Source organism: Bacillus sp. EA-CB0995, from assembly GCF_055814245.1.
Map to the genome: position 1 here is coordinate 3,434,183 of NZ_CP169269.1, position 22,052 is coordinate 3,456,234.

Sequence of the window (22,052 nt, forward strand, 5' to 3'; positions counted from 1 at the left end):
CCTATCAACTTACTTTATTTTCTTCATAAATTTTTTCGCCATCTTCTACAACAAGCTTACGAAATTCTTCTAACAAACGATTTGTATGCGCTCCTGGTTTCCCAGCTCCAATTTCTCTGCCATCAACCATTGTTACCGCAATAACTTCAGCTGCTGTACCTGTTAAAAATACCTCATCTGCTACATATACATCATGACGTGTAAATAATTCTTCCCTTACGTCATAGCCAAGCTTCTCACCAATTTCCATAATCGCATTTCGCGTAATTCCTTCTAGTGCTCCAGCAGAACTTGGCGGTGTAATTAACTTATTACCTTTTACAATAAATACGTTATCACCAGAACCTTCTGCAACATACCCTTGTTCATTTAACATTAACGCTTCCTGCACACCGGCAAGTTTCGCTTCAATTCTCACTAAAATATTATTTAAGTAATTTAGTGATTTCACTTGTGGCGTTAATACATCTGGACGATTCCGTCTTGTTGCAACTGTTACAACCGGAATTCCTTTCTCGTAATATTCTGCCGGGAATAACGCTAATTGTTCAGCGATTACAACAACATTTGGCTTTAAACACGAATCAGGATCTAAACCAAGATTTCCAACTCCGCGTGATACAACTAAACGAATATATCCATTAGATAATTGATTACGTCGAATTGTTTCAACAACAATATTGGTCACTTCTTCCAACGTATATGGAATTTCTAATAAAATGGATTTTGCAGATTCGTACAGACGAATGAGATGCTCTTTTAAGCGGAAAACATTTCCACTATAGACACGAATGCCTTCGAATACCCCATCACCATATAAATATCCATGATCATAGACAGAAACCTTTGCTTCATTTTTTGGAACAAATTCTCCATTTAAGAAAATCCATTGCTCGTTCACTTGAAAGCGCCCCCTATATCCTTGAATTTTTTTATTGGTTCCTAGTTTACGCCCCTTTTCAAATAAATCAAAGAAATTTTTTGAAAATTTTAAATTTTAAAATTTATGAACAACCCTCTTTATATTGATATATCAACATTGTTAACGTTTACAAAATGTCAAAAAATTTTTTTCGACATTTTTCTTACAAAAAAATATTTGTTTAGGAGAAGGAATTTTGTCAAAAGATGCGAATCTATTGTATTCAATAAACGGACGTTCTATCACATATTTTTAGAAAAAAGACTAGTAATAAAGCGAGGTGAAAAAATAAAAAATAAAATTTGAGGATAACACTCATATTTTTCCTTATTACTCATAATCCTATTTTCAAAAATCATTTTGACAAATTTAAGGGGGCTAATAATATGGCATGTTTACAAATTAAAGGAACAAGACAAGAAGTAATGGAAATGCTTCAGTTATTTGATTTAATGAATACAAAAGGACTGTGTAAATTAGAAGATTATGTAGAATTACTTCCATATGCAGAGCAAAATAGAACAACGCAAAATCCTATGTACATTGCCTCAGTTGATGTACTATCAAATGATTATACAATGCAAGATGTACAAAACGATCGTTTTGTAAGCGACATGTTGACTGGGGTTTATAACGACTAACTCTTTCCTACTCCTGCCAAACGTGTGAAACCTCTTTGTTAATTAGTGAATATTCTTCCGAAAAAGGAACATATTACTAGATGGGCAGGAGGTGAATGACATGGCGAAAATTGGAGTAGAAGATTCTTTAACAAACGTAAAACAAGCACTAGAACAAAAAGGGCATGAAGTAGTCTCATTGCAATCTGAAAGTGACGTTCAAGGATGCAACTGCTGCGTTGTAACCGGGCTGGATTCTAACGTAGCGGGGATTAGCAACGCTGCGATAAAGGGATCTGTTATCGATGCAAGCGGGTTAACAGCTGAAGAAGTTTGTCAACAAGTTGAAAGTAGAATTCAATAAAGTAAAATTTTAATCAGCGGGGCTCTTCCTCATCCCTGCTGATTAAAAGCCCCACTGATGGTTAGTTGAACCAATCGGGCACATGCTAGCAGTTATCCCCTACCTATCTTTCTGATTTCTCTCTGCATCTTGAGGTGGGGGTCTTACTGCCCGCAAATAGCGGATAAAATAAAAAGAAGGCCGCCTTTTACAAAAAGGCGCCTTCTTTTTTTATATTTAATTAACGGGAAAGTAACATATACTGGATGAAAGCCCTGCCTCTCTTTCATCATTGCGGTTCCAACGACCGCTCCTTATACGCTAGTACGTGTACAGCTTACAAATACAATTCATCATATACACGATCACTAAAGTTGTTGGCATCATTGCCCGATCTTTAGCAAACTAGTGACTTGTATAAGTAAGGAATAACCAATATATACTAGCTGTAACCGAGACACGAATATCAATTTTACTTCTTTTCGATAAAAATGTCAATACTTTTATCAAAATAAAAACAGACTACCAAGTAAGCCTGTTTGTTAAAATTGTGCTTTTTCTTTTAATACGTACACAACAAATCCGCTCACTAACATACATAAACCGACAACAAAATTCTTGATGTTAATCATTTATACCTCTCCCTTGTTCCTCTTAAATCCTAATTCTTTATATAGTCATTTACTTTATATTCGTATAATTTTTAAACACACTTCATCTACTATATCATAATTTCCTTAAAATGCAAGCGTTCCGCTATCTCTTATTTACTAACCGCTGCACTGCATTAGGTACTGCTTCCAATGCTTTTTCTACAAGATGTGTACCGCTATGTAAGTGCATAACCTGAATTCCTTTTGCCCCAACTACTAAAAACGCAACGGGGTTAATCGAAACCCCTGCACCACTTCCACCACCAAATGGATGTAAGTTCTGCCCTTCTTGTGGTTGTCCACTTCCTTTGAAATCACTTCCACCTGCACCAAAACCAAAAGCAACTTTTGAAACGGTTAAAATAACATTCCCATCAGCTGTTGATACTGGCTTTCCAACAATCGTATTTACATCCACCATTTCTTTTAAGTTTGTCATTGCTGTTTTCATTAAGTTTTCAATTGGATGTTGTGTCATACAAAACCACCTCTTTTTCCTATCAATTCCTTTTTATCGTTTCCAAAAACGCGGAAGACATACCAACTTTTGTAATTTAACTATCTCATGAAATGAAACTTTCATCAGGGGGAATTTTCTTCATCCCCCACTGATGGAAAGCTCTTACCAATCGCACTCTTACGACAGTTATCTTCCATGTTTCTTCTTTATTTTCTCAAAATCTTGACGTGAGGATCTTATTGCCCGTGAAATGGAGGATAAAAAAATAAAAGCAGTTCATACTAAACATGAAGCTCTTTATGAAAGGAGATATTATAATGACTGATAAACATGAAGAACGCTATAGAGAAAACGAAGACCATTTTGAAGAGGAATACGCAGCTGAAATTGCACCTAATGGTGTGCCTTACGATGGAAGAGAAGAAGGAACAACAAAAACAGGGGGAGCAACAGCAGGATTTATCGCTCTTGCCCTTGCAGTCTTAGCTTTATTCGTTTTCCCAGTACTCTTTGGACTTCTTGCTGTCCTAATTGGTATATATGCCTATAACCGTGGTGCCACTGTTACAGGTGGAATTGCAGCAGTAATGGGCGGCATAACTGCGATTGTTGCACTAATATTTCGAGCAGCTATTATCAGCTTGCTGTACTCTCTTTTTACGTAATAAAGTGAAACTTCCATCAGTAGAGGAAGGTTTATCTCCTACTGATGGTTAGTTGAACCAATCGAGCTTTTATGGGCAGTTGTTCCCATCTCTCTGCTTTTCTTTGAATATTGAGGTGGGATCTTACTGCCCATTAATGCGGTATAAAGTGAAACTTCCATCAATTAGGATCTTCCAGACAATTTTTCATCACGGAACATAATAAAAGGTATCTCGCTTTTCGCGAGATACCTTATCCTGTAAACACATCCTCAGATGGATAACGAATTTTTTGTTTTGCTGGCCGTGCAAGTGAAAACACAAGTGTTAATGGTCCAATTAATCCACAAAACATAACAAACATAATCACACATTTCCCAAAAGCTGATAAATCAGCTGTAATTCCCATTGATAATCCAACTGTTCCAAAGGCTGAAACCGTTTCAAACAACAATTCAATAAAGCTAAAGTTTTCAGTAAGCATAAGTACAAATACTGCTACAAAAATTAAAAATTGACTTGCAATTACAATCGACAAAGCTCTCATCACTGTTGACATTTTAATTGTACGACGAAATAAAATAACATCTTCTTTTTTCTTAAAAAATGAAATAACAGATGTAATTAAAATAACAAAAGTCGTAAGCTTAATACCGCCTCCAGTTGAAACACTTCCGGCTCCAATAAACATAAGTACCATCGTAAAAAACAACGTTGATTCATTCATACTTCCATAATCAATTGTATTAAACCCAGCTGTACGAGGGGTAATCCCTTGGAAGAATGATGCCCAAAATTTTTCATTTAACGATAAAGAACCTAATGTTTTAACATTACTATACTCTAATATAAAGATTACAGTCATTGAAAAAATAATCAACGCAATTGTACCAACAATCATAATTTTCGAATGCAGTGTTAATTTTCGAAAACTTCGACTGTACCATATATCAATTAGTACTGTAAAACCTAAACCACCTATTACAATTAAAGAACAAATACCAATATTAATGATAGGATCTCCAACATATCTCGTTAAATTATCTGGCCATAAAGCAAATCCTGCATTATTATAAGCAGCTACGACATGAAACAAGCTGTAATATAGCCCTTTTCCCCATCCGAATTCAGGAACAAAACGAATGGATAAAAATAATACTCCAACGAATTCAATACAAAGCGAGAAGAAAAACACTCGTTTTACTAATTTTACAAGTCCGCCAATATTCGTTTGATTTAATGCTTCTCCAATAAGAAGTCGATGACGTAATCCTATTTTTTTCCGAGCACCCAAACTATTAAAATAGCAATTGTCATTAACCCTAAACCGCCTGTTTGTATAAGAAGCATGATGACAACTTGTCCAAATATTGTAAATGTACTATTTACATCTACTACACCTAAGCCCGTTACAGTCGCAGCTGATGTTGCTGTGAAAAAAGCATCAACCCAACTAATAGATGTTTTCGTCGCAATCGGTAATTTCAATAATATGCCGCCAACAATAATTAAAGCAAAAAATCCAATCGCTAAAATTTGTGGTGGACTTAATCGTATAAAACGATCATTCAAGTCACGTTTTTCTATCATTTCCATAATACTAACTCCCTTAATCCGTCCTCCATACTCCATACATAGTTGAGCATAATCTTTTTTCTTTTGAATTTCAACTTTTATTTTCGTATAAAAAATAGAAAATTCCTTATTCTTTCACGCCAAATTCACATTGAATTCACATCAATCTTTTATAGTATAACTATCGAAGCTGTTCCTCCCTAATAATGAGACATCCCCTAATGTCTCGAACAGCTTTCTATCCCTAGCTTAAATTGACAGAAATTGTCCCCCCTTCCTAAGCCATCTTGCAATGACAAGATGGCTTTTTTTATCCATCTACGTGTGGGACATTAGAATTACGTCGCAAAATTCTAAAAAAAGCGGTTAAGCGATGAATACTTGCTGGCATACACCCGTTTAGTGAAAACTTTCACTTTATTTAATAATAAAGAAGAAGTGAATATGCTTCACTCCTTCCTTGATTTGCTCCCTTTTTTCGAGCGATATTCTTTCCCTTTATTATCATCACCAGTAACAAACTCTGTGCCGAACTCCTGTTGATATTGCCCTACTTTGGGTGCTCCTTGATTCCCGCTTCCTTTACTACCATTACGACTTGACATACTTCTTTCTTCCCTTCTGTATAATGATATTGTTAGTATGCTCCATTCCATTCTAAATACACATGAAAAGCCTTCGCATTGATTGCGAAGGCTTTTGCATAGTAAGACCGCTCCTTAGTTTGGAATTTACCCCGCTATTCGCGGGTAGTAAGACCCCCATCTCAAGATTCAGAGAAAAGCGAAGAAGCTAGATGGGGGATGAAGCTCCCAGTTTCACTTCATTATCTTCAATGCCTCATATGATTCCCTAACTTTCCCACCATTTACTTAACAATATGAAATATGAATGCTATTTCTTACTAAATTAGCTTTTGTAAAATAGAAATCATGACTTGCATTTCATCTTCAGACAAAGTAGAAAATCGCTCTTTGAAATATTCCTTCTTTCGCTTTTCCATCTCAGCCACTAATTCTTTCCCTTTATCAAGAATCTCCAAATACACAACACGACGGTCTGATGTACAGCGCGAACGCGTTACAAGTTCTTTTTTAATTAATTTTTCTGCAACAGCCGTAATGTGGCTATTCGATACGTTCAGTTCATTCGCAACATGGGAAACCATTTCTTTTTGGACCCGATTTAAAATACGCAACACGATAAATTCATTCCATGGAATATAATCACCGAAAATTTTGCCCATATCATTACGTAATGTACGAAACATAGCAAAAAAATTCGTAGACAAATCTTCCATTAGCAACTCGCGATTATTAGACATTTTGTACAGCACCTCTATTTATTTAATATGATTAAATAAAAACATTATGAACTATATTAACGTACTTTTTGGAATTTGTCATCCATTTTATTGGGAAAATCATGTATCTTTTTTTAGTTACTTGGTAATAGATGATAAAGGTTGCTTTCATAAAATGCTGTAAATTTTATCAGCAAGAAAACAGGGTGCAAAGAAGCACCCTGTTTTCATTTTATCCCGCATTAACGAGCAGTAAGCTCCCCCACCTTAAGATGCAGAGAGAAACGAGGAAGATAGGTGGGAGATAACTGCCCGTAAAAGCCCGATTGGTGAGAGCTTTCCATCAGTAGGGAGGATGAAGAAAATCTCCACTGATGGAAGTTTCACTTTATTGTTCTAGCTTTTTACACTCGACAAAATATGGATTACCAATAAAAGTAACTTTACCAGCTTTCCCGTAAAATATTTGGTACAATATGAACAAATAGAGAAAGAGGTGTAGTACATGACATTACTTCAATGGTTTAAAAAAGGCATGTCCTTTGAGGCATATGTAAATAATATGACGGTGAATCAACACGAATTACTACATATTTATAATAATTTCTTAATTCCGAATGAACTTCTTCCTGTTTTAGAGCAACATCAAAACGATCGTTTAAACGTTATCGTTTTAACAGCAGATTGGTGTGGCGATGCCCTTCTTTGCGTACCAATTATGAAACGCATTTGCGAAGTTGCCAATATCGAGATGAGCCTACTCATTCGTGATGATAACTTAAAATTGATGGATCAATATTTAACAAATGGTACCGCGCGCGCGATTCCAATTTTCATTTTTATGGACGCAGCAGGAAATGAAAAATATATTTGGGGGCCACGCGCTCCAAAAGTTCAAGAGTTCGTTACTTCTATGCGCGCTACATTACCAGAAAAAGATGATCCACAGTTTGAAGAAAAGCAAAAAGAAATGTATGCTGCATTTCGTAAAACATTAACTTCTGATACTTCCATTTGGGAGCACGTAATGGAAAATATGATTGAAAAAATAGCAAAATAAAAAACTGCCAAATGGCAGTTTTTTTATTATAAAACAAAGAAGTAAAACACCGCGGCAATAATAAAACGATAATATGCAAATGGTGTTAATTTCACACGAGATAATAATTTTAAGAATGAAACAATTGCTAACATAGCAACCACAAATGCAGTAATAAATCCAGTTGCAAATAATGGGATATCTGCTGCGCTTAATTCATTCCAACTCTTAATTAAATCAAGACCTGTTGCAGCTACCATCATTGGTACCGCAAGAATAAATGTATATTCAGCAGCTGCTGTATGAGATACACGCGCTAACAACCCGCCACTAATTGTAGATCCTGAACGAGAAAAACCAGGCCATAATGCTAAACATTGAAACATCCCAATCGTAAACGCTTGTTTATACGTAATGTCATCAAGTGTTTTCGCTGTGCTTGGCTTTGAGAATTTCTCAGCAATAATCATTAAGATACCACCAGCAATTAAACTAATAACAACTGGACCTGGTCCAAATAAAACCTCTTTAATTTTGTCATGTAATAAAACACCAAGTAATCCAGCTGGAATCATACCGATAATAATATGTAATAAGTTTAACGATGGCCCTTGCTTTACTCGTCCAATTCCAACTAACGACCATAATCGCTTCCAAAATACAACAACAACCGCTAAAATAGATCCTAATTGAACAACAATTTCAAACGTTTTTGCTTTATCGCCTTCAAATCCAATTAAATGCCCTGTTAAAATCATATGCCCTGTTGATGATACAGGTAAAAACTCCGTTAACCCTTCAACAGCACCCATGATTAATCCAATTAACCAATCAGCCACGACCGTGCCTCCTTAATACCTTATAATACTTTTTTCATACTTTATCATAATACCTCATCTTCACTAAACACGCATCGTTTTTTTCATATTCGTTCAAAATGCACCAATGTTGTTATAGATACATATTACTTTTCTAAATTCCTATTCAATAGTATGATTGAAACGGCCTATTCGTATTTTAGAAAGGAGTATATATGAAAGAAACTACATCGATTTCACAAAAAATTAAGCAATTTATCTTATTATTTTTCCCCATATTTGTTACACAAATGTCATTATTTTCAATGAGTTTTTTCGATACGACGATGTCAGGACATGCAAGTGCCACTGATTTAGCTGGAGTTGCAATTGGAACAAGTATATGGCTTCCAATTAGTACAGGATTAACAGGTATTTTAATGGCAACAACTCCTATTATTGCTCACCTTATCGGCTCCAAACAAAAAGAAAATGTAGCTCACGTTGTGACACAAGCCGTATACTTAGCAATCTTGGTCAGTGTTATTGTTATAATCATTGGATTTCTTGTGGTTTCACCAATTTTACATGCCATGCATTTAGAGAAACAAGTAGCCCAAATTGCTGCTCAATTTTTAAGTATTATCGCATTTGGTATCATTCCGCTATTTGTATATACAGTACTCCGCTGTTTTATTGATGCCTTAGGAAAAACCCGCACAACAATGATTATCACTTTACTATCTTTACCGATTAATATCATTTTGAACTATATATTCATTTTTGGTCATTTCGGTTTCCCAAAACTCGGTGGAGTTGGAGCTGCCATCGCTTCAACATCGACATATTGGTGTATTTTACTTATCACTATTGTCATTATCCGTACGAAAGAGCCTTTCTCTTCTTATGGTGTCTTTCAACGTTTGTATCGCCTCTCTATATCAAGCTGGAAAGAATTATTAAAACTTGGTGTACCAATTGGATTTGCAATCTTTTTTGAAACAAGTATTTTTGCTGCTGTTACATTATTTATGAGTAATTTTGACACAACAACCATTGCTGCTCACCAAGCTGCGATGAACTTCGCATCTCTTTTATATATGACACCACTCAGTTTATCCATGGCAATGACAATTTCTGTCGGGTTTGAAGTCGGTGCTTCCCGATATAAAGATGCCAAGCATTATAGCTTTATTGGTATAGGATTAGCACTAGCTTTTGCACTGTTATATTCTATCTTACTGTTTTTATTTGATGACAATATTGCCTCTATTTATACAAATGATTCTGCAGTACACGACTTAGCGAAACAATTTCTCGTGTTTGCAATTTTATTCCAATTTTCTGATGCCATTGCAACACCAGTACAAGGTGCACTTCGCGGTTATAAAGATGTGAATGTAGCACTTGTTATGACACTAGTTGCATATTGGATAATAGGTCTCCCGCTCGGTTATACACTTGCAACATATACAACTTTGGCTGCAAAAGGTTATTGGATTGGTCTCATTTTAGGACTAGCTTTTGGTGCAATCTTTTTACTCGCTCGTCTATTTCAAGTACAGCAAAAATATATTACATTAAAAAGCCGCTAAATAGCGGCTTTTTTATATATCCTTAATATTTTTTATATAAATAAAAAAGTAATAGGATTCTTTATAAAAGAAAGCTATAATAAATTTTGATATTTACATAAAGGAGACTAATTTAATATGAGGAAGATTGCGATTGCACTATTATTATTCTTTTCTTCTATGCTTCCTGTTAAGACAGCTGATGCAGGGACATATCAGCAAGAACATTTGTTAATTGTCAATGTAGCGACAAATAAGATGGCATATTATGAAAAAGGTAAATTTGTAAAAGAGTTTACAGTTGCTACTGGAAAAAGCAGCACACCAACACCCCTAGGAAAATATAATATTGTCAACAAAATTAAAAATCGTCCCTACTATACCAAAAATATTCCTGGCGGTGATTCACGCAATCCATTAGGGGATCGATGGCTCGGTCTGAATCTCAAAGGAACAAAAGGAACAACATATGCCATTCACGGAACTAATAATGCAAGCGCCATTGGAAAATGGACAACACTCGGTTGCATTCGCATGTATAATAGTGACGTACATTGGCTATTTGATCGAGTTCCTGTCGAAACAACTGTAATCATCACAAATAAAAAAACAACATATAAAGCAATTGCTGCTACATATGGATTCAAACTCACATAATGTTTTTTGGGAGAAAAGGTTCTTTAAGTAAGAACACCTTTTTTCCTACAAATTATATACATAAATTATAATAATAGGATACATATATTATAAAACAACTATTTTTATAATATCTCCCAAAAAGAATTTCCCCACTATTTTTATAGAAGCATTTTTTTCATTTCATGTATAATACAAGTTAAATATTGGATTTTTAACAAAAGAAAGGAGAAAAATGTGAATTTATTCCTAAATTTTTTTATATATGCTGGAACAGGGCTTGCTTTACTATGTATCGGTTTTCTTCTATTTGATTGGACGACAAAAGTAAAGGAATTTCAATTAATTGCAAAAGGAAATGTATCTGCAGCTATGTCAATTGGCGGAAAATTACTTGGCCTTACGTTTATAGTGGGGGCAACCATCGCTCAGTCGGTTTCACTCATCGATATGATCATTTGGAGTGCTATCGGTATCGTAACGCAAATTATTGCTTTTTACATTGCAGAACTTGTTACAATGGGCTTCAGTATTAAGCAAGCAATTGAAGAAGATAATCGTGCTGTCGGACTTATGATTCTCCTATTATCCATATCTATCGGCTGGGTTCTCGCTCAGTGCTTAACATACTAAGAGTATATTTCTTCCTTATAACGTGCAACATATCAATAAAGTGAAACTTCCATCAGTGGAGGTTTAGTTGAACCAATCGGGCACATGCTAGCAGTTATCCCTCATCTATCTTCCTCGCTTCCCTCTGAATCTTGAGGTGGCCGTTAATGCGGGATAAAAAACATAAAGGAGTTGCAACAGTGGACGAAAAGGAAGAACAACAATCTTATCAAGAAGAGTTTGCACCGGAAATTTCACCCGGTTATCGTCAAGATGTACATAAATCACCTCGTTATTCTAACATGACGTTTTTAGTCGGCATTGTCATTTTTGGAGCTGTACTGCTATTACTTATTACTTTCGTATATTTTAAGTAAAAGAAAGGACGAATTCATATGAATAATAACTCAGCAAGTTCAAGTAAAAGGGTTATAAAAACACAAAAAGGATACGCTGGAGATTCTTTAGACAAACATAGAGCTATCGAAAATGCAAATCTTGATTTGAGTAAAAAGGAGATACAGCAGCAAAACGAGAATTTATAAAGTTCAACTTCCATCAGTGGAGAGTTTCTTCATCCCCCACTGGTAGTTAATTGAACCAATCTTTACGTAAAATTGTCTCACCTCTCAATCAACCCTACATCTTGAGGTGAGATTACCCGTTAAATACGGGATAAGAAAAGAAATCCTAGCTAGGGATTTTTTTCTATTTATAACTAAACGAAAGAGGCGAAAAAATGACAGACTTAGACTATATACAATATATTCAAAAAACACTCCCGAACTTGCCTATCCATTGCTTTCATCAAGATGAAAGCGGTTGGGATAATGTTGCTATTCTCATAAATGATGAATGGTTATTTCGATTTCCTAGAAAAGTTGAATACGCGAAAAAAATTCCTTGTGAAAAACAATTATATGAAGTACTGTCTCCTATACTGCAAACACAACAAATAGAAGTACCGAACTATCATATTCTATATGAAAATAAAGCAGATACAATTCCTGTTTGCAGTTACTATAAAATAATTCATGGTAAACCATTTAAACCAGCTTACTTACATAACCTTTCAATTAATGAAAAAACGAAAATTGTTACACAACTTGCATCATTTCTTGCTGCTTTTCATACAGTTCCTATTACACTTGCAAAAGAGTGGGGATTTCAGGTTGAGCAAACAACTGAATATTGGAAGAAGCTATATATGAAACTAAAACTTTACCTGTTTACTACATTTACAATAGAAGAAACTAAACGATTGAATACACTATTTCAAACATTTTTTGAGCAATTATATACAAGCTCCTCTCCACAAACAGTTATTCATGCTGACTTAACACATAATCATATTTTATTTCATCCTCTCCTGAGGCACATTGCTGGTATCATTGATATAGGAGATGCACAAATTGGTGATCCCGCATTTGATTTTGCTGGATTATACGCTGATTACGGCCATGCCTTTACACTAGAAGTATACGAGGAATATACTGCTTTAACGAATAGAACGGATACAACATTTTTTGAACGGATTATCTCTTTTTATCAATATAGTCCTATACTGCACGACCTTGTATATGGTTTTGAAACAAATGATTCAAAAATGATTGAAAACAATACAAAACGACTGCTACATGTTTTAAGGGGAATACGCTAAACGTCTTCCCTTAATTTCTTTTCTTCAAACGCCATTAAGAAAGGTGGTTTGTATATTCTGTACCAAAACGAAGGCACGCTTCAACATCTTCGTCTTCTGGTGTTAATTCTACTTTTAATCCTTCAAGTACAACGTTAGCTCCGCGCTCCTGTAACTTTTCTATTAAAATATCAACAGCTGCCCCGTATTTCGGATATGCAGAATCACAAGAACCAAACACCGCTGCTTTTTCCCCGTTAAATCCAACTTATCCATTTCATCATAAAAATCTAAGAAATCATCTGGTAAATCACCATCTCCCCATGTGTATGCACCTAATACAATCCCCTCATAATCTTCTAAAACAGACGCTTCTGGTGATGTCATAATATCGATTACTTCAATCTCTTTTCCAGCCTTGCGAATTGCCCCGGCAATATGATCTGCCATCTCTTCTGTATTTCCACTCATACTTGCAAAAATCATTACTAACTTACTCATTTTACTCTCTCCCCTTATTATGTATCTCATTCTCTTATTTTTTATATTCTATATTTCCTTTAGTACAGAATAAATAAAAATGAAAATGAAAATGATAATTATTATCAATCCAAAAGATAACATTAGATTAATTGATAATAATTATCAAAGTCAATGAAATTTTTTTAAAAATTAATGAAAAGATACAAGCTTGTCCGTAAGACATACATATATTATAAATGAGCATAGTTCTTTCTTAACCCTCTCTAACGGAAAGAAATAGAAGCAACTGCGATATTCGCAGTTGCCTTTTTTTATCTCATAATATAATTTCAACTATCCACTGTTTGTTAATTTACCTTATCCTTTTAATAGCTTCATTGCCGCTTGTAAAAATAATTGTGCACCACGAATTAATGCCGTTTCGTCCACATCAAATTTTGAATGATGATGTGGATAACAAGTATCTTTGTTTACATTTCCCGTTCCTAACTTTACAAAACAGCCTGGAGCCTTTTGTAAGTATGCAGAAAAATCCTCACCTCCCATAGAAGGGGGAAGCGAGGTAATACTTTCTTTTCCAAACAATTCAATAGCACTATCTTCTACTACCTTCGTTACATAGGAGTCATTTATTACCGGATTGTATCCGTAACGATACGTATATGAGTACGTTGCATCATGTGCCGCTGTAATCCCCTTCACAATTTGTTCAATAATTTCTTTAGATTCTTGTCGTAATGTGTTCTCAAAGCAACGCACCGTTCCTACAATCGTTGCTGTCTCAGGAATGATATTATCGGCTGTTCCTGCATGAAATTGCGTGACTGATACCACTCGTTGTTCAAACGCATCCGTCCGTCTTGACACAAGATGTTGCAAATTCGTAATAATTTGTGCCCCAATTGCAATCGGATCCACTGTTTGTTTCGGATGAGCAGCATGTCCTCCTCTTCCTTTAACTTCAATTGTAAATACATCCGGTGCTGCCATCATTGGTCCATAGGAAATTCCTATTTGTCCACTTCCTAGCCCTGACATTACATGAAGACCGATGACATAATCTACTCCATCCATAACTCCCGCTTCCACCATCTCTTGTCCTCCACCAGGGTATTGTTCTTCAGCATGTTGAAACAAAAGACGAATTTCTCCCCCACTCTTCGTCATATTTCACTAAGGCCTCGGCTACACCTAACAAAATTGCCGTATGTGCATCATGACCGCAAGCATGCATAACTCCTGGTACACTAGATGCATACGGCTTCATCGTTTGTTCCTGAATCGGAAGTGCATCTATATCTGCTCGAATCGCAATAATATTGCCTGAACCTTTTCCTTTTCGTCTTGCCATTACACTACATGCTGTTGGTCTTGTTAAGTTAAAATAAGAAAATGATTGTAATGTATCATATATAAACTGTGCTGTATGCTTCTCCTGAAATGACAATTCAGGGTGCTGATGTAAATAACGTCGCCACATTCGAATATTTTCTTCAGAAAGATATAATAACCAATCTACTTGAGATGATTTCATTCGTTTCAACCCCTTATTCTATTTTTAACAATCTTATTCCATCATAATGACCGTATTCCTTTGTATAACAAGAGTTTATGTGCGATTTTAGTTAAAGGGAATATAACCTTACCTCTTCCAATTGCAATGGAATTACAATTCTATCTAGAATGTAATATAATTGTTAAGTTAGGGATTTTCTTTTTTAACATTTAGTGCTACTATCAGAAAAGAGCCTTTTTGCCTTACACTTCCCTAAAATGTGGGATTTCTGTGTTTTTCAAAGTGATGTAGGATATGATACTTACATACGGATACTATTTTATAGAGGGGGAAAGACATGAAAATATTAAAAGAAATATGGTCTCAACCACTCACGCAATGGGTTACAAAAACTTGTTACTACCTTGCGATTTTACTTGCTTTACTATGGTTGTATGGGTTCCAAGATACAAACACAAGTACATTTATTTACAATGAATTTTAGGGTGGGAGCGTTATGAAGTTATTAGAACAAATCGAAAAGTGGGCGGTTGAAACGCCTGACCAAACCGCTTTCGTTTGGCGAGATGCGAAAATTACGTACAGACAATTAAAAGAAGACTCTGATGCATTAGCATATTGGATTTCTTCTCAATATGAAGATGATCGTTCACCAATTATGGTATACGGACATATGCAGCCAGAAATGATAGTCTGTTTCTTAGGGTGTGTCAAAGCTGGACATGCGTATATTCCAGTAGACGTGTCAATTCCAACTGATCGTGTGCTGCGCATTGCAGAAAGTTCTGGTGCAAAGCTACTTTTATCTCCAACAGATGTTACAGTGGCTGATTTACCAGTTCAGATTGTTGATGGAAAGAAATTAGAAGATATTCTTCTTACTCATAAAGGAAACATTGCAAATCCTGAATATGCAGTACAGGGTGAAGACAACTTCTACATCATTTACACATCAGGGAGTACAGGAAACCCAAAAGGTGTACAAATTACGTATAATTGTCTTGTAAGTTTCACAAAATGGACAGTTGAAGATTTCAACTTACAAACTGGACAAGTCTTTTTAAACCAAGCGCCATTCTCATTTGACTTATCTGTTATGGACATTTATCCGTCATTAGTAACAGGTGGTACACTATGGGCAATTGATAAAGATATGATTGCACGTCCAAAAGATTTATTTGCTTCTTTAGAACAATCAGATGTACAAGTTTGGACATCTACACCATCCTTTGCAGAAATGTGTTTAATGGAGCCATCTTTCTCAGAAGGTATGCTTCCAAACATGAAAACATTCTTATTCTGTGGTGAAGTACTGTCTAATGATGTTGCAAGAAAACTGTTAGAGCGCTTCCCAAAAGCTACTATTATGAATACGTATGGACCAACAGAAGCGACTGTTGCTGTAACTGGTATTCATGTAACAAATGAAGTAGTAGACAAATATCAATCTCTTCCAGTCGGTTACTGTAAGTCAGATTGCCGCATCATCATTATGAAAGAAGATGGTACTGTTGCAGCTGATGGTGAGAAGGGTGAAATCGTAATCGTTGGTCCGAGTGTAAGTATTGGATACTTAGGAAGCCCTGAATTAACAGAGAAAGCATTTACAGTTATTGACGGCGAACGTGCTTATAAAACCGGTGACGCTGGTTATTTAGAAAATGGACTTCTTTTCTATAATGGTCGTCTTGATTTCCAAATTAAGCTACACGGTTATCGTATGGAATTAGAAGAAATTGAACATCACCTTCGTTCATGTTCGTATGTGGAAGCTGCTGTGGTACTTCCAATTAAAAAAGGTGAAAAATACGACTACTTATTAGCGGTTGTTGTTCCAGGTGAACATTCTTTTGAAAAAGAATTCAAATTAACATCCGCTATAAAAAAGAACTCAATGAACGATTACCAAATTACATGATTCCACGAAAATTCATGTATCAATCTTCTATTCCAATGACACCAAATGGAAAAGTAGATCGTAAAAAATTATTGAGTGAGGTTACAGCATGATCCCATATGCATCATTTTATTTTTTCGTGATTGTGGGCATTTTGCTTATCCCTACCATCATTGCTGGGTTACAAGGGAAAATGATGCGCAAATATAATGCAGTTGTAACACTTATTATGTTGGCAATTATCTTTTCTGATAAACCAACACAAGCTGTTGCATTGGCAATATTTGCAATTTGGCAATTTGTTTTAATTAAAGGATATTTAACGTTGCGACAGCGTGATAACAAAACAAGTATCTTTTGTACTGCTGTTATTTTATCAATCTTACCGCTTATCTTAGTAAAAATTACACCTGTTGTACCAGCTTTAAAATCAATCGTATTTTTTGATATACCAGCTATGAAATTAGTCGTATTTCTTGGTATATCATACGTAACATTTAGAGCAGTACAAATGATATTTGAAATTCGCGATGGACTTATTAAAGAAATATCACTATTTAAGTTCTGGGAGTTTCTTCTGTTCTTCCCTGCAATTTCAACAGGTCCAATTGATCGATATCGTCGCTTTCAAAAAGATGTAGAGAAACCACCATCAGCTGATGAGTATAAGGCAATGCTTTATACAGGAATCAATCGTATTTTCCAAGGATTTCTTTACAAATTTATTATTGCGTATTTAATTAAAACTTATATTTGGGATGCAGCAATTTCTAAACAAGCTACATTTGCTTCATTTATGACTGATATGTACTCGTATAGTTTATATCTATTCTTTGACTTTGCAGGATATAGCGCATTCGTAATTGGTGTAAGTTATATGATGGGTATTAAGACGCCTGAAAACTTTAACAAGCCATTTTTAAGTCGTAATATTAAGGACTTCTGGAACCGCTGGCACATGAGCTTATCATTTTGGTTCCGCGACTTTATTTATATGCGCTTTGTCTTTTTTGCGACAAAGAAAAAACTAATTAAAAACCGTTATACAATTTCTTATATCGGTGCATTTTTAAACTTTGGAATTATGGGACTTTGGCATGGACTAACGTGGTATTATATTACGTATGGCTTATATCATGCAATTTTGTTTATTGCATTTGATATTTTTGAACGAAAAAACAAAAAACATAAGTTTTGGCCAAATAATAAATTCACACATGCCCTTGGAATTATCATTACATTCCACTTCGTTTGTCTCGGTCTCCTACTCTTCTCAGGTAACCTAGGTAGACACTTTTAGTTAAAAACTTCTTAGGAAGTTACACATCATACATTATGGATATAAAGGAGAATACACAATGGCTGAATTTAAAGATCAAGTATTAGATATTTTAGAAGAAGTATGTGAAAATGATATTGTAAAAGAAAATACGGATGTACAATTATTTGAAGAAGGTATTCTTGATTCTTTCGGTACAGTATCTTTATTAGTAGAATTTCAAGAACGTTTAGGTATTGAAGTGCCTATTTCTGACTTTGATCGTGACGAATGGGCAACGCCAAACATGATTGTTAAGAAACTGGAAGATATGCGATGAAAAAACCAACGTTTGGCCCGATGCTTCTAGCATTTGCTCTTTTTTGCGTGGTGTTACTTATTCCATCACGCTTCCTCTTACCACTTATCGGGGAGCAAAAGGTCAACGATGCCTCAACATCTTTAAACAAAGAAATGTTCCAGGGCATTGCACTGCAACAAAAAGCGCTAGAAGATCCAAAATACCTTCCGATGTACGGTTCATCGGAATTTTCTCGGTTAGATGTATATCATCCATCTAACTACTTTAAAGTGAAAAATGAAGAATTTACTCCGTTTCTTATCGGTCGCGGTGGAACACAAAGTCTTACTCATGTGTTAAATCTAGCATCGTCAATGGATCAGTTAAAAGATCGCAAAATTGTCTTCGTCCTTTCACCGCAATGGTTTGTAAAACAAGGGTTAGACGAAGTTCATTTTGCGCCAAACTTTTCATCTCAGCAAGCGTACCATCTCATCTTTAATGATGAATTAAAGCCTGAGACGAAAAAAGAAATCGCAAACCGCTTATTAAGTTTTGAAATTGTTCGTAAAGATACACTCCTAAAAACTTCTTTAGAAGGAATCGTATATGACGATACAAAACATAAAGTGAAAGCAGCGGCGGCAAAACCATTTGCGTATGTATATCGTAACATTTTAGATCGTAAAGATTTAGTTACATCAATGTTTGATATTAAACCGCGAAAAACACATACAGATGCTGAATTAAAATCCCTTGCATGGAACGATATTCGTAACCATGCAGAAAAAACTGGCGAAGTAGAATCTCAAACGAATCCATTCGGCATTGAAGATCGCTACTATGACCAAAAGATTAAGGATAAATTAAAACGTCTAAAAGGATATCGAGCAAATGAATCATTCGATGAATCGCCAGAATATGACGATTTCCAATTAGTTTTAGACATTTTAAAACAACAGCATGCAAAACCATTATTCATTTCTGTTCCAGTTAATGGTCTATGGTATGATTATGCTGGATTCCCGAAAGAACGACGTGATGTATACTATAAAAAAATAAATGAACAAATTGAAAAAGCTGGATTCCCAGTTGCAGATTTTTCAAGCCATGAATATGATAAGTATTTCTTAAAAGATACGATGCATTTGGGTTGGAAAGGCTGGGTATATGTCGATGAGGCAATTCAGCAATTTTATGAGAGTAACTAAAAAAGAACGCTTGAATTTTCAAGCGTTCTTTTTTATATATAGATTGTACTTTGTAATCTTTCTAATGTCTCTTTCGCTTCTTTAATCACTCGCATTATAACTTGCTGCGCCTCTTCTGTTCTGGCTAAAGCAGAAGCTTGTCCTGCCCAAAGCGACATATATTGGCGATTATTTTGTATCGCTGCTGCTTGGCGAATTTCTGTTGTTAATACATTTTGAATTGGATATACAGGAAATGTTCCTTCTTTACTTTCCAATTGTTCAATAAAAGTATTTCGAATCCCTCTCGCATATTTACCCGAAAATGCACGAGTCATTGTCGTACTTTGGTCTGTACTCATTATAATTGCTTCTTTATGCGCCTCATGGGCTATACTTTCATAACATGTTAAAAATGCTGTACCCATTTGTACCCCTTCTGCACCAAGTGCATAGGCTGCCACTACTCCACGTCCATCCATGACTCCACCTGCCGCCACAATTGGAATATGCGGAACAGCATCAACAAGCTGTGGAATAAGCGCAGTTGTTCCAATCATAGAATCTTGTTCTTTTCCTATAAATGTTCCACGATGTCCCCCTGCTTCACTTCCTTGCCCAACAATAATATCTACTCCTAAATGAGCCAATATCTTCCCTTCTGCTACATTCGTTGCCGTGCCAATTACTTTTATGCCATTTCTTTTTAATAATTCTATCTCCTCCTGTTCTGGTGTATCAAAAGTAAAACTAAAAACAGGAACATTCTCCTCAATAAGAACTTGTAGCTGCTCTTTGTAACTTTTCGGCAGCTGTAACGTTTGCTTTGCTATTCTCAATTGCAATTTTTCTCGAATGGGCTTTAACAGATTTTGTGCCTCTTCCACTTGTTTTTCGTCAACTTCCATTTCTTTTGTAATAAATAAGTTCACCGCAAACGGATTATCAGTTAACTGACGAATAGTACGTACAGCTAAACGGATTTGTTCAGGGCTCATATATCCTGCACCTAATGTACCTAACCCGCCACTATTAGATACAGCTGCTACTAGCTCTGGGGTTACAATTGTTCCTGCCATCCCAGCTTGAATAATAGGGTATGTAATTTCCAATTTCTCGCATACTCGACTATGGAACATTTTTTCTTCTCCCCTTTCTCTTATACTTTCTTGTCATGCCAAATGATTTCCTTCTTTTCACAAGGATTGAATATCCTATAAGCGAATATAGTGAAAGAAAGGGGGTGGAGAAATTTGATGCAGTATCCCAAACCATTAAAATACGGAGATACCGTTATGATCATTGCTCCAGCAGGTCCACCATCTATAGAGCATATTCTTCAAGCAAAGCAGAAATTAGAGGAAATAGGATTGGTCGTTATAATTGGACAGAGCGTACAAGAAAAACGAGGCTATTTAGCCGGAGATGATGCGATTCGTGTTCATGACTTACACAAAGCCTTTGCAGATCCATATGTAAAAGCTATTTTTTGCGCAAGAGGCGGATATGGTACTGGTCGCCTTTTATCTTATATTAATTATGCACTAATTCGAGATAATCCAAAAATCTTTTGGGGGTATAGCGATATTACTGCCCTACATATTGCTTTTGGACAATTCTCACAACTCGTTACTTTCCATGGTCCCATGATGGAGGAAGTTGGAAAGGGTCTTGATTCTCTCTCTTTCTCCTTTTTCAAACAACTCTTCCATCCGTACTCTATTATTTTGGAAGGAGTAGAATTTATTCATTCTTTCTCTTGTTCTATCACAGCTCCTCTTGTAGGGGGCAATTTAGCTGTAATTACAAGCACACTCGGTACACCTTACGAAATCGATACAAAAAATAAACTACTTTTATTAGAAGAAGTTGCAGAAGAACCGTATCGTATTGATCGCATGTTAAATCAATTACGCTTAGGAAAAAAATTTGAACAGTGTGCTGGCGTTATTTTTGCAAGTTGTCACAACTGTACATCTACAAAGCCATCTTTATCTATTTCTGACATTCTACATGATCACATTACATCTTATAATATCCCTCTTTTAAGCGGTTTACCAATTGGGCATATACAATTGAACGTAGGAGTGCCTCTTGGTGTTCTTGCTACAATAAATGGACAACAAAAGACGCTTTCCATCTCTTCTGGTGTAAAGTGAAACTTCTATCAGGAAGGGCTTCTTCATCCCCCACCAATCTTCTTCGGTTTCTCTGAATCTTGAAGGGGGAATCTCATATTTCTCGTTAATGCGAGGGAAATTTGTATAGAAATAATAAAGGAGAAGCTTTTTGCTTCTCCTTTTTCCATTCAGTTGTTGTTGTTATTGTTGTTATTTCTGTAATTCCAGTAATTCCAGTGATTCCAGCAACAGTTGTATTTGTTTTTGTTATTATTGTTATTGTTGTTATTATTGTTATTATTGTTATTATTATTGTTGTTATTATCGTTATTATTACGGTTTTTCCAATTGTACAAGTTATCCCAGCAGCAGTTGTTGTTATTATTATTGTTATTATTGTCAGCCATCTATGTCCATCCCCCTTGGTCAAGCTACTAATACTATATGACGCAAAGGAAAAATGGTAACGG

At 35.5% G+C, this 22,052-nt stretch carries 23 protein-coding genes and 4 pseudogenes; 17 read left to right on the plus strand and 10 right to left on the minus strand.

Annotation, left to right across the window (positions count from 1 at the left end):
- Positions 1-4 precede the first annotated feature (4 nt).
- On the minus strand, positions 5-901 hold the full coding sequence (gene ilvE / locus ACEWFJ_RS17730; RefSeq protein WP_098309520.1) for a branched-chain-amino-acid transaminase: 897 nt from the start codon (positions 899-901) through the stop codon (positions 5-7).
- A gap of 407 nt (positions 902-1,308) precedes the next feature.
- Here ilvE and ACEWFJ_RS17735 point away from each other — a divergent pair, with 407 nt between their 5' ends.
- Entirely contained in the window at positions 1,309-1,563 is a 255-nt protein-coding gene (locus ACEWFJ_RS17735) for a DUF3911 family protein (RefSeq protein WP_429717855.1), read from the plus strand.
- Between the two features lie 100 nt (positions 1,564-1,663).
- Positions 1,664-1,906, plus strand: coding sequence for a YkuS family protein (locus tag ACEWFJ_RS17740; protein WP_098309522.1), 243 nt, complete (start codon positions 1,664-1,666; stop codon positions 1,904-1,906).
- A 521-nt stretch (positions 1,907-2,427) separates the two neighbouring features.
- Here ACEWFJ_RS17740 and ACEWFJ_RS17745 read toward each other — a convergent pair.
- Positions 2,428-2,517, minus strand: a complete 90-nt coding sequence (locus ACEWFJ_RS17745; protein WP_020063024.1) for a hypothetical protein — start codon at positions 2,515-2,517, stop codon at positions 2,428-2,430.
- Positions 2,518-2,641: 124 nt separating this feature from the next.
- Complete coding sequence (ytfJ, locus tag ACEWFJ_RS17750) at positions 2,642-3,016, minus strand: GerW family sporulation protein (RefSeq protein WP_098309524.1); 375 nt, start codon at positions 3,014-3,016, stop codon at positions 2,642-2,644.
- A 299-nt stretch (positions 3,017-3,315) separates the two neighbouring features.
- Here ytfJ and ACEWFJ_RS17755 point away from each other — a divergent pair, with 299 nt between their 5' ends.
- Positions 3,316-3,663 (plus strand): imidazole glycerol phosphate synthase, encoded by a 348-nt coding sequence (locus ACEWFJ_RS17755; protein WP_098309525.1) that lies wholly within the window; start codon positions 3,316-3,318, stop codon positions 3,661-3,663.
- Between the two features lie 232 nt (positions 3,664-3,895).
- Here ACEWFJ_RS17755 and ACEWFJ_RS17760 read toward each other — a convergent pair.
- From ACEWFJ_RS17760 to ACEWFJ_RS17770, 3 genes and pseudogenes are all read right to left on the minus strand, one after another.
- Positions 3,896-5,238: pseudogene (locus ACEWFJ_RS17760) on the minus strand (TrkH family potassium uptake protein).
- Positions 5,239-5,666: 428 nt separating this feature from the next.
- Positions 5,667-5,822: an imidazoleglycerol-phosphate dehydratase gene (locus ACEWFJ_RS17765; RefSeq protein WP_098309527.1), complete on the minus strand. Its 156-nt coding sequence runs from the start codon at positions 5,820-5,822 to the stop codon at positions 5,667-5,669.
- Between the two features lie 299 nt (positions 5,823-6,121).
- Positions 6,122-6,541: a MarR family winged helix-turn-helix transcriptional regulator gene (locus ACEWFJ_RS17770; protein ID WP_473689388.1), complete on the minus strand. Its 420-nt coding sequence runs from the start codon at positions 6,539-6,541 to the stop codon at positions 6,122-6,124.
- Positions 6,542-7,025: 484 nt separating this feature from the next.
- Here ACEWFJ_RS17770 and ACEWFJ_RS17775 point away from each other — a divergent pair, with 484 nt between their 5' ends.
- Positions 7,026-7,580: a thioredoxin family protein gene (locus tag ACEWFJ_RS17775; protein ID WP_473689389.1), complete on the plus strand. Its 555-nt coding sequence runs from the start codon at positions 7,026-7,028 to the stop codon at positions 7,578-7,580.
- Between the two features lie 26 nt (positions 7,581-7,606).
- Here ACEWFJ_RS17775 and bacA read toward each other — a convergent pair whose 3' ends face one another.
- The gene (gene bacA, locus ACEWFJ_RS17780) at positions 7,607-8,398 is read right to left on the minus strand and encodes an undecaprenyl-diphosphate phosphatase (RefSeq protein WP_098309529.1); all 792 of its coding nucleotides are present in this window, start codon (positions 8,396-8,398) and stop codon (positions 7,607-7,609) included.
- A gap of 194 nt (positions 8,399-8,592) precedes the next feature.
- Between bacA and ACEWFJ_RS17785 the strand changes: the two genes are divergently transcribed.
- The 6 genes from ACEWFJ_RS17785 to ACEWFJ_RS17810 all read left to right on the plus strand — a co-directional run bounded on the left by ACEWFJ_RS17785 (position 8,593) and on the right by ACEWFJ_RS17810 (position 12,838).
- Positions 8,593-9,951, plus strand: a complete 1,359-nt coding sequence (locus ACEWFJ_RS17785) for an MATE family efflux transporter (protein WP_473689390.1) — start codon at positions 8,593-8,595, stop codon at positions 9,949-9,951.
- 117 nt (positions 9,952-10,068) lie between these two features.
- Entirely contained in the window at positions 10,069-10,587 is a 519-nt protein-coding gene (locus tag ACEWFJ_RS17790) for a L,D-transpeptidase (protein WP_473689391.1), read from the plus strand.
- Between the two features lie 216 nt (positions 10,588-10,803).
- Entirely contained in the window at positions 10,804-11,199 is a 396-nt protein-coding gene (locus ACEWFJ_RS17795; RefSeq protein ID WP_429717843.1) for a DUF350 domain-containing protein, read from the plus strand.
- A 179-nt stretch (positions 11,200-11,378) separates the two neighbouring features.
- The gene (locus ACEWFJ_RS17800) at positions 11,379-11,555 is read left to right on the plus strand and encodes a 2-isopropylmalate synthase (protein ID WP_098309585.1); all 177 of its coding nucleotides are present in this window, start codon (positions 11,379-11,381) and stop codon (positions 11,553-11,555) included.
- A gap of 18 nt (positions 11,556-11,573) precedes the next feature.
- The gene (locus tag ACEWFJ_RS17805; protein WP_195933936.1) at positions 11,574-11,723 is read left to right on the plus strand and encodes a hypothetical protein; all 150 of its coding nucleotides are present in this window, start codon (positions 11,574-11,576) and stop codon (positions 11,721-11,723) included.
- A 194-nt stretch (positions 11,724-11,917) separates the two neighbouring features.
- Positions 11,918-12,838: an aminoglycoside phosphotransferase family protein gene (locus ACEWFJ_RS17810; RefSeq protein ID WP_473689392.1), complete on the plus strand. Its 921-nt coding sequence runs from the start codon at positions 11,918-11,920 to the stop codon at positions 12,836-12,838.
- A 34-nt stretch (positions 12,839-12,872) separates the two neighbouring features.
- On the opposite strand, the pseudogene ACEWFJ_RS17815 reads toward ACEWFJ_RS17810, so the two are convergent.
- Together ACEWFJ_RS17815 and ACEWFJ_RS17820 are read right to left on the minus strand one after the other, a co-directional pair.
- Positions 12,873-13,318: pseudogene (locus ACEWFJ_RS17815) on the minus strand (flavodoxin).
- 339 nt (positions 13,319-13,657) lie between these two features.
- Positions 13,658-14,834 (minus strand): annotated as a pseudogene (locus ACEWFJ_RS17820) (M20 metallopeptidase family protein).
- A 319-nt stretch (positions 14,835-15,153) separates the two neighbouring features.
- On the opposite strand from ACEWFJ_RS17820, the gene ACEWFJ_RS17825 reads away from it, so the two are divergent.
- The 5 genes and pseudogenes from ACEWFJ_RS17825 (at position 15,154) to dltD (ending at position 19,483) form a co-directional block, all read left to right on the plus strand.
- Entirely contained in the window at positions 15,154-15,300 is a 147-nt protein-coding gene (locus tag ACEWFJ_RS17825; protein ID WP_473689393.1) for a teichoic acid D-Ala incorporation-associated protein DltX, read from the plus strand.
- A gap of 12 nt (positions 15,301-15,312) precedes the next feature.
- Positions 15,313-16,826: pseudogene (gene dltA, locus ACEWFJ_RS17830) on the plus strand (D-alanine--poly(phosphoribitol) ligase subunit DltA).
- Positions 16,823-18,013, plus strand: a complete 1,191-nt coding sequence (gene dltB / locus ACEWFJ_RS17835) for a D-alanyl-lipoteichoic acid biosynthesis protein DltB (protein ID WP_473689394.1) — start codon at positions 16,823-16,825, stop codon at positions 18,011-18,013. The pseudogene dltA and the gene dltB overlap by 4 nt, the downstream one beginning before the upstream one ends.
- A 58-nt stretch (positions 18,014-18,071) precedes the next feature.
- Positions 18,072-18,311: a D-alanine--poly(phosphoribitol) ligase subunit DltC gene (dltC, locus tag ACEWFJ_RS17840; protein WP_098309540.1), complete on the plus strand. Its 240-nt coding sequence runs from the start codon at positions 18,072-18,074 to the stop codon at positions 18,309-18,311.
- On the plus strand, positions 18,308-19,483 hold the full coding sequence (dltD, locus tag ACEWFJ_RS17845) for a D-alanyl-lipoteichoic acid biosynthesis protein DltD (protein WP_473689395.1): 1,176 nt from the start codon (positions 18,308-18,310) through the stop codon (positions 19,481-19,483). The genes dltC and dltD overlap by 4 nt, the downstream gene beginning before the upstream one ends.
- Positions 19,484-19,515: 32 nt before the next feature.
- Here dltD and ACEWFJ_RS17850 read toward each other — a convergent pair whose 3' ends face one another.
- On the minus strand, positions 19,516-20,601 hold the full coding sequence (locus tag ACEWFJ_RS17850) for an NAD(P)H-dependent flavin oxidoreductase (RefSeq protein WP_473689396.1): 1,086 nt from the start codon (positions 20,599-20,601) through the stop codon (positions 19,516-19,518).
- A gap of 117 nt (positions 20,602-20,718) precedes the next feature.
- On the opposite strand from ACEWFJ_RS17850, the gene ACEWFJ_RS17855 reads away from it, so the two are divergent.
- Both ACEWFJ_RS17855 and ACEWFJ_RS17860 read left to right on the plus strand, forming a co-directional pair.
- Entirely contained in the window at positions 20,719-21,621 is a 903-nt protein-coding gene (locus tag ACEWFJ_RS17855) for a S66 peptidase family protein (protein WP_473692578.1), read from the plus strand.
- A 101-nt stretch (positions 21,622-21,722) separates the two neighbouring features.
- Positions 21,723-22,049, plus strand: coding sequence for a hypothetical protein (locus ACEWFJ_RS17860; RefSeq protein WP_473689397.1), 327 nt, complete (start codon positions 21,723-21,725; stop codon positions 22,047-22,049).
- Positions 22,050-22,052: the final 3 nt, after the last annotated feature.

Excerpts from the sequence above, each read along its gene's own strand:
- ACEWFJ_RS17735 (WP_429717855.1), top strand. The coding sequence starts at position 1,309 with ATGGCATGTTTACAAATTAAAGGAACAAGACAAGAAGTAATGGAAATG.
- ACEWFJ_RS17740 (WP_098309522.1), top strand. The coding sequence starts at position 1,664 with ATGGCGAAAATTGGAGTAGAAGATTCTTTAACAAACGTAAAACAAGCA.
- ACEWFJ_RS17745 (WP_020063024.1), bottom strand. The coding sequence starts at position 2,517 with ATGATTAACATCAAGAATTTTGTTGTCGGTTTATGTATGTTAGTGAGC.
- ytfJ (WP_098309524.1), bottom strand. The coding sequence starts at position 3,016 with ATGACACAACATCCAATTGAAAACTTAATGAAAACAGCAATGACAAAC.
- ACEWFJ_RS17755 (WP_098309525.1), top strand. The coding sequence starts at position 3,316 with ATGACTGATAAACATGAAGAACGCTATAGAGAAAACGAAGACCATTTT.
- ACEWFJ_RS17765 (WP_098309527.1), bottom strand. The coding sequence starts at position 5,822 with ATGTCAAGTCGTAATGGTAGTAAAGGAAGCGGGAATCAAGGAGCACCC.
- ACEWFJ_RS17770 (WP_473689388.1), bottom strand. The coding sequence starts at position 6,541 with ATGTCTAATAATCGCGAGTTGCTAATGGAAGATTTGTCTACGAATTTT.
- ACEWFJ_RS17775 (WP_473689389.1), top strand. The coding sequence starts at position 7,026 with ATGACATTACTTCAATGGTTTAAAAAAGGCATGTCCTTTGAGGCATAT.
- ACEWFJ_RS17785 (WP_473689390.1), top strand. The coding sequence starts at position 8,593 with ATGAAAGAAACTACATCGATTTCACAAAAAATTAAGCAATTTATCTTA.
- ACEWFJ_RS17790 (WP_473689391.1), top strand. The coding sequence starts at position 10,069 with ATGAGGAAGATTGCGATTGCACTATTATTATTCTTTTCTTCTATGCTT.
- ACEWFJ_RS17805 (WP_195933936.1), top strand. The coding sequence starts at position 11,574 with ATGAATAATAACTCAGCAAGTTCAAGTAAAAGGGTTATAAAAACACAA.
- ACEWFJ_RS17810 (WP_473689392.1), top strand. The coding sequence starts at position 11,918 with ATGACAGACTTAGACTATATACAATATATTCAAAAAACACTCCCGAAC.
- ACEWFJ_RS17825 (WP_473689393.1), top strand. The coding sequence starts at position 15,154 with ATGAAAATATTAAAAGAAATATGGTCTCAACCACTCACGCAATGGGTT.
- dltB (WP_473689394.1), top strand. The coding sequence starts at position 16,823 with ATGATCCCATATGCATCATTTTATTTTTTCGTGATTGTGGGCATTTTG.
- dltC (WP_098309540.1), top strand. The coding sequence starts at position 18,072 with ATGGCTGAATTTAAAGATCAAGTATTAGATATTTTAGAAGAAGTATGT.
- dltD (WP_473689395.1), top strand. The coding sequence starts at position 18,308 with ATGAAAAAACCAACGTTTGGCCCGATGCTTCTAGCATTTGCTCTTTTT.
- ACEWFJ_RS17850 (WP_473689396.1), bottom strand. The coding sequence starts at position 20,601 with ATGTTCCATAGTCGAGTATGCGAGAAATTGGAAATTACATACCCTATT.
- ACEWFJ_RS17855 (WP_473692578.1), top strand. The coding sequence starts at position 20,719 with ATGCAGTATCCCAAACCATTAAAATACGGAGATACCGTTATGATCATT.